Source organism: Aeromonas sp. s7(2024) (assembly GCF_040907825.1).
Taxonomy (GTDB): Bacteria; Pseudomonadota; Gammaproteobacteria; order Enterobacterales; family Aeromonadaceae; genus Aeromonas; species Aeromonas veronii.
In genome coordinates, this window is record NZ_JBFOCM010000036.1 from 166817 (window position 1) to 178902 (window position 12086).

13 protein-coding genes and 4 tRNA genes are annotated in these 12086 nt (G+C 54.9%); all 17 read left to right on the forward strand.

The genetic code is table 11. From position 1 onward, the window contains the following. Positions 1 to 103: 103 nt before the first annotated feature. The 17 genes from ruvA (at position 104) to AB5Y73_RS16585 (ending at position 12086) form a co-directional block, all read left to right on the forward strand. Positions 104 to 718 carry a Holliday junction branch migration protein RuvA gene (ruvA, locus tag AB5Y73_RS16505; RefSeq protein WP_005335746.1) on the forward strand — a complete coding sequence of 205 codons (615 nt, stop codon included), beginning with the start codon at positions 104 to 106 and terminating at the stop codon, positions 716 to 718. Between the two features lie 8 nt (positions 719 to 726). After that, positions 727 to 1737 (forward strand): Holliday junction branch migration DNA helicase RuvB, encoded by a 1011-nt coding sequence (gene ruvB, locus AB5Y73_RS16510; RefSeq protein ID WP_005335744.1) that lies wholly within the window; start codon positions 727 to 729, stop codon positions 1735 to 1737. Positions 1738 to 2671: 934 nt separating this feature from the next. Next, on the forward strand, positions 2672 to 4228 hold the full coding sequence (locus AB5Y73_RS16515; RefSeq protein ID WP_005335743.1) for a cytochrome ubiquinol oxidase subunit I: 1557 nt from the start codon (positions 2672 to 2674) through the stop codon (positions 4226 to 4228). 11 nt (positions 4229 to 4239) lie between these two features. Next, a complete protein-coding gene (cydB, locus tag AB5Y73_RS16520; RefSeq protein WP_019446890.1) occupies positions 4240 to 5376 on the forward strand; it encodes a cytochrome d ubiquinol oxidase subunit II in 1137 nt (378 codons plus the stop codon). Positions 5377 to 5390: 14 nt separating this feature from the next. Next, positions 5391 to 5507, forward strand: coding sequence for a cytochrome bd-I oxidase subunit CydX (cydX, locus tag AB5Y73_RS16525; protein ID WP_005304933.1), 117 nt, complete (start codon positions 5391 to 5393; stop codon positions 5505 to 5507). Continuing rightward, entirely contained in the window at positions 5494 to 5805 is a 312-nt protein-coding gene (locus tag AB5Y73_RS16530) for a cyd operon YbgE family protein (protein WP_041202810.1), read from the forward strand. The genes cydX and AB5Y73_RS16530 overlap by 14 nt, the downstream gene beginning before the upstream one ends. Positions 5806 to 5910: 105 nt before the next feature. Next, complete coding sequence (gene ybgC, locus AB5Y73_RS16535; RefSeq protein ID WP_005335737.1) at positions 5911 to 6318, forward strand: tol-pal system-associated acyl-CoA thioesterase; 408 nt, start codon at positions 5911 to 5913, stop codon at positions 6316 to 6318. Then, a complete protein-coding gene (tolQ, locus tag AB5Y73_RS16540; RefSeq protein ID WP_005335735.1) occupies positions 6308 to 6997 on the forward strand; it encodes a protein TolQ in 690 nt (229 codons plus the stop codon). The genes ybgC and tolQ overlap by 11 nt, the downstream gene beginning before the upstream one ends. Continuing rightward, positions 6997 to 7443, forward strand: a complete 447-nt coding sequence (tolR, locus tag AB5Y73_RS16545; protein ID WP_005335733.1) for a protein TolR — start codon at positions 6997 to 6999, stop codon at positions 7441 to 7443. The genes tolQ and tolR overlap by 1 nt, the downstream gene beginning before the upstream one ends. Positions 7444 to 7448: 5 nt before the next feature. Continuing rightward, complete coding sequence (tolA, locus tag AB5Y73_RS16550) at positions 7449 to 8582, forward strand: cell envelope integrity protein TolA (RefSeq protein ID WP_013723471.1); 1134 nt, start codon at positions 7449 to 7451, stop codon at positions 8580 to 8582. 95 nt (positions 8583 to 8677) lie between these two features. Continuing rightward, positions 8678 to 10003 (forward strand): Tol-Pal system beta propeller repeat protein TolB, encoded by a 1326-nt coding sequence (gene tolB / locus AB5Y73_RS16555; protein WP_005335728.1) that lies wholly within the window; start codon positions 8678 to 8680, stop codon positions 10001 to 10003. A 49-nt stretch (positions 10004 to 10052) separates the two neighbouring features. Then, positions 10053 to 10577, forward strand: coding sequence for a peptidoglycan-associated lipoprotein Pal (gene pal, locus AB5Y73_RS16560; protein ID WP_005304908.1), 525 nt, complete (start codon positions 10053 to 10055; stop codon positions 10575 to 10577). Between the two features lie 158 nt (positions 10578 to 10735). Beyond that, complete coding sequence (gene ybgF, locus AB5Y73_RS16565) at positions 10736 to 11536, forward strand: tol-pal system protein YbgF (protein WP_064339412.1); 801 nt, start codon at positions 10736 to 10738, stop codon at positions 11534 to 11536. Positions 11537 to 11710: 174 nt separating this feature from the next. Continuing rightward, positions 11711 to 11786, forward strand: a tRNA-Lys gene (locus AB5Y73_RS16570). 31 nt (positions 11787 to 11817) lie between these two features. Beyond that, a tRNA-Val gene (locus tag AB5Y73_RS16575) sits at positions 11818 to 11893 on the forward strand. Positions 11894 to 11917: 24 nt separating this feature from the next. Continuing rightward, a tRNA-Lys gene (locus tag AB5Y73_RS16580) sits at positions 11918 to 11993 on the forward strand. 17 nt (positions 11994 to 12010) lie between these two features. Beyond that, positions 12011 to 12086, forward strand: a tRNA-Val gene (locus tag AB5Y73_RS16585).

Consider the following 12086-nt stretch of genomic DNA (forward strand, 5'->3'; position numbering starts at 1 on the left):
TCTCTGACCACAAGGGTGTTGCTGCCCTATGCTGGATACTTATCCAGTTATTCTTTATGCTATGAGCCAATTTACGAATAGTTGTATTGGTGAGGAGAGAGCCGTGATTGGTCGCTTGAGAGGCATTGTCATTGAAAAGCAGCCCCCCGAGGTCCTGCTGGAAGTGGGCGGGGTTGGCTATGAGGTGCAGATGCCGATGAGCTGCTTCTATGATTTGCCGGAGATCGGCAAGGAAGCGACCATCCATACTCACTTCGTGGTGCGGGAAGATGCCCAGTTGCTCTATGGTTTCAACCACAAACAGGAGCGGGCGCTGTTCCGCGAGCTGATCAAGACCAACGGAGTCGGCCCCAAGCTGGCGCTGGCTATTCTCTCCGGCATGACAGCTACCCAATTCGTGCTGAGTGTCGAACGTGAAGAGATAAGCTCTTTGGTCAAACTGCCGGGAGTCGGCAAGAAGACCGCCGAGCGTCTGGTGGTGGAGATGAAGGATCGCCTCAAGGGGTGGGTCAGTCACGACCTCTTCTCCCCGGCCATGGTCACCCTGCCAGCCAGTGAGCCCGAATTGCGGGCACCGGATGTGACCGAGGAGGCGGCCAGTGCGCTGGTGGCCCTCGGTTACAAGCCGCAGCAGGCGAGTCAGATTGTCAGCAAGATCGCCAAAGAGGGGATGTCGGTGGAAGATATCATCCGTGAATCCCTGCGTAGCCTGGTATGAGGTAGTTGATGATTGAAGCAGACCGCCTCATTTCGGCCAGTGCCGCCCGTGAGGATGACATTATTGACCGGGCGATCCGCCCCAAGAAGCTGGCTGACTACACCGGTCAGGATACCGTCTGCGAACAGATGGAGATCTTTATCGAAGCGGCCCGTCAGCGGGGTGAAGCGCTCGATCACCTGCTGATCTTCGGCCCGCCGGGTCTGGGCAAGACTACCCTTGCCAACATCGTCGCCAACGAGATGGGGGTCAATATCAAGACCACCTCCGGCCCGGTGCTGGAGAAAGCGGGGGATCTGGCGGCGCTGCTCACCAACCTCGAACCGAACGATGTGCTGTTCATCGATGAAATCCACCGTCTCAGCCCGGTGGTGGAGGAGGTGCTCTATCCGGCGATGGAGGATTATCAGCTCGACATCATGATCGGGGAGGGGCCAGCGGCTCGCTCCATCAAGCTGGATCTGCCTCCCTTCACCCTGATTGGCGCCACCACCCGGGCAGGTTCACTCACCAGCCCGCTGCGGGATCGCTTCGGTATCGTCCAGCGGCTGGAGTTCTACAACGTCAAGGACCTGACCGATATCGTCTCCCGCAGTGCCCGTTGTCTGGGGCTCGACATGACGGAAGATGGTGCCATTGAGGTCGCTCGTCGCTCTCGCGGCACGCCGCGGATTGCTAACCGTTTGTTAAGGCGGGTGCGCGACTTTGCCCAGGTGAAATCCGATGGCCGGATCGACGGCCCCATTGCTGCTCGCGCCATGGACATGCTGGATGTCGATAACGAAGGTTTTGACTTCATGGACCGCAAGTTATTGTTGGCTGTGATAGACAAGTTTATGGGGGGCCCGGTGGGTCTCGATAATCTGGCCGCCGCGATCGGGGAAGAGAAAGATACTATCGAAGATGTGCTGGAGCCTTATCTGATCCAGCAAGGGTATCTGCAACGTACACCCAGAGGACGGATTGCGACCACACGAGCCTACGCTCATTTCGGTCTTCAGCGACCAGATGAGAAGTAAAAACAGTCGTTTGAACATGAAACCGCCGTCAAAGGCGGTTTTTTATTATCCGGGCAAAAAAAAGCCCACGGCGGATGCGGTGGGCAAAGACAATTCAGGATGGATGTTCACAGACAGTGAGTGCGTCTGGACACAGACCGGAAAATAAACAGGTGAGCCGTCGCGAGCTCTCAGAGTCGGTTCAGTTGATAGAGCTGAACAAAGGAAAGCTTGTAGTAACGGATGGTTTTAGCAACAAACTTTTTCATCTTCGATTCCAATAGACAGGTTCAAATTGATCGTCGAATACGTACCGTGAACCCGGATTAACCGGCCTGTATCCAAGGGTATGCCCTCACTGCGAGGCGCATTGTAGGAGTTCGAATCGACCCCGGCAAACAAGAAAAATTGCACTCTTCAAATTAGTTTATCTAATGTCTTTGTTGATGAAATTGGTTCGCATGAGTATGCATTCTTTGCAATTTTAAATTGAGTTTTCGAATCAGATTGCCTGACTCGGATAACATGGAAAAAGGCGCGTCATTCACGCTTTTCAAATTAAACCGAGCGGCGGGATGTTAAATTCTTAAATTGATTTAAATCAATGTTTTACGCTTTGTCGTGTTTTGTGATCTGGCTCGCGTCAATAATCGTGAAATAGATTAAAAATGCCTTTCAAAGCCATGTATGGCGGGTCCTTTTACATTGATTTCAATCAAATAAAGGTGATATAAAAACTCGGTCATCATGGGCGAGAATAAATTTAGGCTGATTGTTTTGTAATTGTTAAACATTAGCTTTGTTTGTGTTCTCGTATTGCCTTGTTGTTAATGCTAGTGGTTACTGAACGCGTTTTGTTGTGACACGTCCCAATAAGGCTCATTCGCTAACCTCCAACGGAAGCTTTGTGCTTAAAACTTAAAATAGCCGTGCCAATAATCGGTGAGGAAACATCATGATTGCTGAGCATGTGGTAGACCTATCGCGGTTCCAGTTCGCTGCGACGGCCCTTTATCACTTTTTGTTTGTACCCCTGACGCTGGGAATGGCCTTTCTCCTGGCGATCATGGAATCCGTCTATGTGATGACCAACAACACCATCTACCGGGACATGACCAAATTCTGGGGTAAGTTGTTTGGTATCAACTTTGCCTTGGGGGTCACCACAGGTCTGGCCATGGAGTTCCAGTTTGGGACGAACTGGGCTTACTACTCCCATTATGTCGGCGATATCTTCGGGGCCCCGCTGGCTATCGAAGGGCTGATGGCCTTCTTCCTGGAGTCCACCTTCGTCGGTATGTTCTTCTTTGGTTGGGATCGTCTGAGCAAGCATCAGCACCTGGCTGCCACCTGGTTGATGGCGCTGGGTACCAACCTCTCCGCCCTCTGGATCCTGGTCGCCAACGGCTGGATGCAGAACCCGGTCGGTGCCGAGTTCAACTTCGAATCCATGCGGATGGAGATGATGAGCTTCGCTGACGTGGTGCTCAACCCGGTTGCTCAGGTCAAGTTCGTCCACACTGTGGCGGCTGGTTATACCTGTGGCGCCATGTTTGTGCTGGGTATCTCCTCCTACTACCTGCTGAAGAATCGTGATGTGGCCTTTGCCCGTCGCTCCTTCGCCATTGCCGCCGCGTTCGGTATGGCTTCCATCGTGTCCGTGCTGATCCTCGGTGACGAATCCGGTTACGAGACCGGTGAAGTGCAGAAGGTGAAACTGGCCGCTATCGAAGCTGAGTGGGAGACTGAACCTGCTCCGGCCGCCTTTACCCTGTTCGGTATTCCGAATCAGGAAGAGATGCGCACCGACTACGCCATCAAGATCCCCTATGCACTGGGCATTATCGCGACCCGTTCTCTGGACGGTCAGGTAACCGGTCTGAAGGATCTGAAGAGCGAGCACGAACTGCGCGTCCGCAACGGTATGACCGCTTACGACCTGCTGACCAAGCTGCAATCCGGTGACAAGTCTGACGAGACCCGCGCTCGTTTCGACGAAGTGAAGCAGGATCTGGGCTACGGTCTGCTGCTCAAGCGCTACACCAGCAACGTGACCGATGCTACCGACGAGCAGATCAAGGCCGCCGTGGATGACTCCATCCCGCAGGTACTGCCGCTGTTCTTCGCCTTCCGCATCATGGTTGCCGTCGGCATGCTGATGCTGGTGCTGATTGGTATGGCCTTCTATGACAGTGCCCGCCACCAGATCGGCAAGCGCAAGTGGCTGCTCAAGGGTCTGCTGTGGGGTATTCCGCTGCCGTGGATCGCTATCGAAGCTGGCTGGTTTGTTGCTGAATATGGTCGCCAACCGTGGACCATTGCAGAGGTGTTGCCGACTTCCCTCTCTGCATCCAATTTGCCTGCAGCCGAGATCTGGTTCTCTCTGATCGGTATCTGCCTGTTCTATACCGTACTTCTGGTTATCGAGATGTACCTGATGTTCAAGTATGCCCGTCTTGGCCCCAGCAGCCTGAAGACAGGCAAGTATCACTTTGAACAGATCAAGGCATAAGGAGAGCGACCATGTTTGATTACGAAACTCTGCGTGTCATCTGGTGGGCTCTGGTCGGCGTACTGCTGATCGGTTTTGCCATCACTGACGGCTTCGACATGGGGGTAGGCGCACTGCTCCCGTTCGTCGGCAAGAAAGATGTCGAGCGCCGCGTGATGCTCAACACCATGGGGCCGCACTGGGAAGGTAACCAGGTGTGGCTGGTCACTGCCGGTGGTGCCTTGTTCGCCGCCTGGCCGATGGTGTATGCCGCGACCTTCTCCGGCTTCTACATCGCCATGATCCTGACGCTGATGGCGCTGTTCCTGCGTCCGGTCGGTTTCAAGTACCGCTCCCTGCGTGCTGATGCCAAATGGCGCAGCAACTGGGACTGGGCCTTGTTCGCCGGTAGCGCCGTACCGCCCATCGTCTTTGGTGTGGCCTTTGGCAACCTGCTGCAAGGCGTTCCGTTCGAGTTTAACCAGTTCATGATGTTGACCTATCACGGCAACTTCTTTGGTCTGCTTAACCCGTTCGGCATTCTGGCTGGTCTGGTGAGCCTGTTCATGCTGCTCACCCAGGGCGCAACCTGGTTGATGATGAAGACCGACGGTGAAGTGCTGGCGCGTTCCCGCACTGCCGCCATGGTCTGCTCACTGCTGACTCTGGTGCTGTTTGCTGCCGCGGGTTGGTGGGTAAGCGGTATGGAAGGGTATGTCATCGTCAAGGCTGCCGCGACAGACGCAGTATCCAACCCGATGAACAAGGAAGTTGTCCTGCAGGCTGGTGCCTGGATGAACAACTACACCCTCTATCCGTGGATGGTGGCCGCCCCTGTACTGGGCCTGGCCATGAGCCTGCTGACTGCGCTGTTTGCCCGCATGAACATCGGCTGGCTGGCGTTTACCAGCTCCTCGCTGGCGATTGCCGGGGTCATCCTCACTGCCGGTTTCTCCATGTTCCCGTTCGTGATGCCCTCAAGCCTTGAGCCGTCACTGAGCCTGACCATGTGGGATGCTACCGCCTCTTTCAACACCTTGCAGGTGATGACTGTGGCTGCAGCGATCTTCGTACCGATTGTGCTGGGTTACACCATCTGGACTTACATCAAGATGTTTGGCCGGGTAACCAACAAGCACATCGAAGATAACCAACAATCTCTCTATTAAGAGGTGCGCTGACAATGTGGTATTTCACCTGGATCCTGGGACTGTTGCTGGCCTGTGCATTTGGCATCATCAATGCGCTGTGGCTGGAACACACCGAGAACATGGATCGTCAGATCGATGAAAACAAGTGATCGACTCGCCAGGCTGGCCGCTCCACTGGAGCGGCAGCCGTGGCAGGGGTTGATGTTACTCGCGGCGGCCTTGTTGGCCGTCGCTATTTTACAGGCCCCCAATCTGATCGCGGCCAACACCAGCGAGCATGGTCTCTGGCTTGCTCCCTGGCTGATGTGGGCCGTCTGTTGTGGCGTACTTAACGGGCTTGGCTTTCATCTGAAAAGCCTGCCCGGACGTGTGCTGTTCAACCCCTGGCTCGCCTGGCCCAGTTTGTTGTATGGCCTCTGGCTGACACATTCATATTTCCTTTCATAAAAAACGGGGGGAGGCAGGATTTCCCTGTCTCCCCCTGCTTCTTTCCTATTCAGCCCTGCGCTATGATAGCCCCCCATCTGACTGTCGAATGGATCACAGATTGTTATGGGGGAAGTCTTTGAGTTTCCGGTGCGTGTCTACTACGAAGACACTGACGCCGGGGGCATCGTCTACAACGCCAATTATCTCAAGTTTATGGAACGTGCTCGCACCGAGTTTCTTCGTGCCAAAGGGGTCGAACAGGACGTCTGGCTGCAGGAGGGATATGCCTTCGTGGTGAGCCGAACTGAGATCGATTTCCGCTCGGCGGCCCGTTTTAATGAACTATTGAATGTATTAACGCAAGTGATTGAAGTGAAACGCGCATCCCTGCGCTTTTCGCAGCAGATCCTGGCGGCTGATGGACGACTGATCACCCAGGCGATGGTACAGATAGCCTGTGTCAGTCATCCGCAAATGAAACCTGTAGCTATACCTGAAAAAATCAAGGGAGTGCTGTTAAGTGCACGCTGAAATTTCGTTTATTGGCCTGTTTTGGCAAGCCAGCCTGTTGGTAAAACTGGTCATGATGACCCTGATGAGCATGTCTATTGTCTCGTGGGCGCTGATTATCCAGCGTTCAAAGGCGATCAAGGCGGCCAATCTCGCATCGGAACAGTTTGAAGATCGCTTCTGGTCAGGGGTCGATCTCAATCGCCTCTATCAGGAGTCCTCTTCCCGCCGCGATGATATCGAAGGCATGGAAGATATCTTCTACTCCGGCTTCAAGGAGTATGCCCGCTTGCTCAAGGCCGGTGCCCGTGGTCAGGATGCGGTGATGGATGGTACCTACCGCGCCATGCGCGTCTCCCTCTCCCGCGCGGTGGATGATCTGGAATCCAACTTGCCGGTGCTGGCGACCATCGGCTCCATCAGCCCCTATATCGGTCTGTTTGGTACTGTATGGGGGATCATGAACGCCTTTATCGCCCTGGGTCAGGTGCAGCAGGCTACCTTGCAGATGGTGGCACCGGGTATCGCGGAAGCGCTGATCGCTACCGCCATGGGTCTGTTTGCCGCTATCCCGGCGGTTATCTTCTACAACCGCTTCTCCAACAAGGTCGAGCGGCTGGAGAACGCCTACGCCAACTTCATGGACGAGTTCACCACAATTCTGAACCGTCAAATTGCACAGCAGCAGGGTGATCAGTAATGCAAACCTATCAGCGGATCCGGCGCAAGAAGGTGGCCGAGATCAACGTGGTTCCCTATATCGACGTCATGCTGGTGCTGCTTATCATCTTTATGGCGGTCACGCCGGTGATCACGCAAGGGGTCAAGGTGGATCTGCCACAGGCTGAGTCCGAGCAGTTGCCGGAAGATGCCAAGCCGCCCTTCATCGTCAGCGTCAATACCGAAGGCGAGTATGTCATCAAGGCTGGCGAAGCCGATGACGAGCCGGTGCCAAGCGGCACGCCAGAGGCGATGCAGCAATACATCACCGAAAAAGCCATGGGCTATCTGGCGATCAACCAGAATGCCCCCGTGGTGGTCGCGGGTGACAAGGCCGTGCGCTACGAAGAGGTGATCCTGTTGATGGTGGCCCTCAAGAATGCGGGTGTGCCTCAGGTTGGCCTGATGACAGATCCGGTGAACTAACGGAGATGGATGTGAAGCGTGGTATTTCCGGTTATCTCATCGCGTCGTTTCTGCTGCACCTGATCATCGGCATCATCCTGTTTGTCGGGCTCGATTTCAGCAAACCGAAACGACCCGAATCGAAGGGGCAGATCGTCAATGCCGTCATGCTCGATGAGAACTTCCTCAACGAACAGGCCAAGCAGATCCAGCAGCAGAAATCTCAGCCCAAGCCTCAAAAGGTAGAGAAAGAGAAGGATAAGGAAGACACGGATCTCGCCAAGCGCGAGCTGGCTCAGAAACAGGAGCAGCTTCGCATCGCCGAGACCAAGCGCAAGCAGGCCGAAGAGGCGACTCGCAAGGCCGAGGCCGAGAAGCAGAAGAAGGTTGCCGAGCAGAAGCAGGCGGAAGAGAAGGCCCAAAAAGCCGAGGAAGCCCGCAAGCTGGAAGAACAGAAGGCCAAGAAGGCTGAAGCCGAGCGTAAAGCGGCGGAAGCCGAGAGCAAGGCGTTGGCGCTGAAGAAGAAAAAGGAACAAGAGAAGAAAGAGGCTGAAGAGAAGGCCAAGGCGGCAGAAGCCAAGGCCAAGAAAGCGGAAGCTGACAAGAAGGCCAAAGCTGAAGCCGAGAAGAAAGCCAAGGCAGAAGCAGAGAAAAAAGCCAAAGCCGAGGCCGAGAAGAAGGCCAAGGAAGAGGCTGAGAAAAAGGCAAAAGCTGACGCAGAGAAGAAAGCCAAGGCAGAGGCCGAAAAGCAGGCCAAGATCGCGGCTGAGCGCAAGCGTAAAGCAGCCGAGCAGGCCAAGCTGCAAAAAGAGATGGAAGAGATGATGCAGCAGCAGCTGTCGGCTGAGGCCAATGCCCGCAGTCAGGCTGCATCGGCAGCAGCCCAGGGCGAAGTCGACAAATATGCGGCGCTCATCAAGGCCACTGTTGAGCGGTATATGATTTTGGATCCCACCATGCGGGGCAAAACATGTACTATCGGCGTACGTCTTGCGAGCAGTGGCTTTGTCATATCGGTAGATAACGGCCAGGGTGACCCGGCGGTCTGTCGTTCCGGTAAGGCGGCTGTTCTGAAAGCCAATCAACTGCCTGTGCCCAAGGATCCTGCGGCATTCGAGATGTTGAAGGAATTTAACCTGAAGTTAGAACCGAGTATCTAAGCGTGATAAAACGAGGTTGCTTGCCTCCGGTTGGCAACCTCTCGCCGAGAAAGGAATTTAACCTCTCATCTATATTGGAACCGAGTATTTAAGCCATGATCAGAAAAGTATTTTTTGCTTTGGTTGGCTGTTTGTTGCTGGGCCAGAGTGCCCAGGCGGCCTTGGACATCGTCATCACCGGCGGTATTGATAGCGCACGCCCCATCGCCGTTGCTCCCTTCAAGTGGGAAGGCAACGGACAGTTGCCGCAGGACATCGCGGAAGTGGTCTCCAACGACCTGATGCGCAGCGGCAAGTTCAAGCCGCTGGCCCGTGGCCAGATGCCGCAAACCCCGAGCAGCAGCAGCGAGATCAACTTCGCGCCCTGGGCCTCCCAAGGGGTTGAAGCCGTGGTGGTGGGTTCCATTTCGGCAGTCGGTGACGGCACCTACAAGGTGAACTTCGAGCTGGTCGATGTGCTGAAAGGCCAGCTGGCCAAGGCACAAGGTGGCGAGAGCAACGGTTACATTCTGGATAGCCGTATGGCGACCATCCCGGGTGCCCAGATGCGCCAGTTTGCCCACCGTATCTCCGACATCGTCTATGAGCGTTTGACTGGCGAGCGCGGTGCCTTCCTGACCCGTCTGGCTTACGTCTCCGTACAGCAGGGTACCCAGTTCCCTTACCAGCTGCGTATTTCTGACTACGACGGTTACAACGAGAAGACCCTGCTGCGCTCCCGCGAGCCCTTGATGTCTCCAGCCTGGTCGCCGGATGGCAGCAAGCTGGCTTACGTGAGCTTCGAGAACCAGAAGTCCGAAATCTACGTGCAGGATATCTACACCCAGCAGCGCAGCCTGATCACCAGTTTCCGCGGTATTAACGGGGCGCCGGAGTGGTCTCCGGATGGTCGTCGTCTGGCTATCGTTCTCTCCAAAGATGGTTCACCGAACCTCTATGTAGTTGATGTCGCTAGCAAGCAGCTGACCCGCGTCACAACCAGCCGTGTGATCGACACAGAACCCTCCTGGATGCCGGATGGGCAAAATTTGTTGTTCACCTCTGAACGTGGTGGCAAACCCCAGATTTATAGCGTAAATTTGGCGACTGGTATGACTCGCCGGATGACTTGGGAAGGTGAATCCAACCAGGGTGCATCCATCACTCCTGATGGCAAAATCATGGTGATGGTGACCCGTGTTCAGGGACAGTATCGTATTGCCCGTCAGGACATGGAAAACAATGCCCTGTTGGTCCTTACCCAGAGTGCTCTGGATGAGTCGCCAAGTGTGGCTCCCAATGGCAGCATGATCATTTATGCCACCATCTATCAGGGTCGTAAGAGTCTCGCGTTGGTGTCGACTGATGGTCGCTTCAAGGCTGTGCTTCCGACCAGTAGCGGTGAAATTCGTGCACCAGCTTGGTCGCCCTTCTTGAATTGATAAAAATCCAATTGTTTTTTGTTTTGTTATAAAGGTTTAAGGAAATAGCATGCAACTCAATAAACTGCTCAAGGGTTTGGCCATCGCACTGCCACTGTTCACCCTGGCCGCTTGTAGTTCTTCTTCTGATTCCGACGCCGCTGGCGCTGAATCAGGTATGACCGACGGCATGGGCGGTGTACAAACCGGCGGCGCCAACGGCATGTTGTCCCCGGAAGAGCAGATGCGTCAGAAATTCGAAGCACTGCAGCGTGACAACGTGATCTACTTCCCGTTCGACGGTTACGATATCCAGGGTCAGTACGCTGATCTGCTGGATGCCCACGCCAGCTACCTGCGCGAGCGCCCGAGCGTTAAAGTCCTGATCGAAGGTCACGCCGATGAGCGCGGTACTCCGGAGTACAACATCGCCCTGGGCGAGCGTCGTGCCAAGGCTGTTGCCAAGTATCTGCAAACCCTGGGTGTGCAGGCCGAGCAGCTCTCTATCGTCAGCTATGGCGAAGAGAAGCCGCTGGACATGTCCCACACCGAGGATGCCTTTGCCAAAAACCGCCGCGCGGTTCTGGTTTACTAAGGTTTAAACCGGACGAAGTTCGTTTATATGCAAGCGGCCATTTCGATGGCCGTTTTATTTGCACTAAACGCCAAGGTTTGATCCGAATGAAATCTGCATATGCGAGCGACGATGGCGCTGGCCGTTTTATCTGTACTAAACGCTAAGGTTTGATCCGAATGAAATCTGTGTACAAGCAAGCTGTCGTTGCGCTGGCCGTAATGGTTGCTCTGAATGCGCAAGCTGCGGCACCGGTCAGCGATCTGGGCGGTGACTCAAGTGGTGGGGTTGTCCTTAGCGGCAACAACGGCGCCATCGTGCCCACCGGTAGCCTGGAAGATCGGGTTGCCCTGCTGGAGCGCACCCTCAATGCCCGTCTGCGACTGCAAGCTGAATTGCAGCAACAGGTCGACTCCCTGCAAGGGGAGGTTTCCGAGCTTCGTGGTCAGCTGGAGCAGCAGACCTACCAGATGGAACAGTCGCAAGAGCGCCAGCGTCAGCTCTACCAGGAGCTCGACAAGGTTGCCAGCAGCCAGCAAGCTGCGCCAGCCGCCCCGGCCCCTGCTGCTGCCACACCGGCTGCTGCCGCCAATTACTCAACCAATCAGGATGAGAACCAGGCCTACGACGCAGCGGTCAACATGGTGCTCAAAGAGAAGAACTACGACAAAGCCATCCCGGCTTTCCAGGGCTTTATCAAGCAGTACCCCAATTCGGGCTATGTTCCCAATGCACACTACTGGCTCGGCCAGTTGCTGTTCAACAAGGGTGACAGAGCCGGTGCCTCGGCCCAGTTTTCGACCGTGGCCAACAAATACAGCAAATCCCCCAAGCGAGCCGATGCGCTGCTGAAGCTGGGTATGCTGGCGCAGCTGGATGGCAAGAAGGCGGAAGCCAAATCCTTCTATGAGCAGGTGATCAAGGGCTACCCCAACACCTCGCCGGCCCAGTTGGCCAAACAGAGTCTGGCCAAGCTGTAACATTGCTGTATGTCACTGTTTTCGTAACGCTACTGTAAAAACAGCCTGCATTTGTACGCACAGTGAGCAAACGGATTTAAATTACGAATTTTCTGTTGCACCGGAAATTTAAATCCGTAATATAGGCCGCCGTCAGAGCCGAAGCAGTAATGCAGTCGGAACTGGTCGTGGTGAGGGTCGTTAGCTCAGTCGGTAGAGCAGTTGACTTTTAATCAATTGGTCGCTGGTTCGAATCCAGCACGACCCACCATTTTCTCCACTCGGTGGAGACAGAATTCCCAGGTCGTTTAGCTCAGCTGGGAGAGCACCTCCCTTACAAGGAGGGGGTCACTGGTTCGATCCCAGTAACGACCACCAGTTTGTAAAAAAAATGATTTAGATGGGTCGTTAGCTCAGTCGGTAGAGCAGTTGACTTTTAATCAATTGGTCGCTGGTTCGAATCCAGCACGACCCACCATCATTTCAAGAATCCCAGGTCGTTTAGCTCAGCTGGGAGAGCACCTCCCTTACAAGGAGGGGGTCACTGGTTCGATCCCAGTAACGACCACCA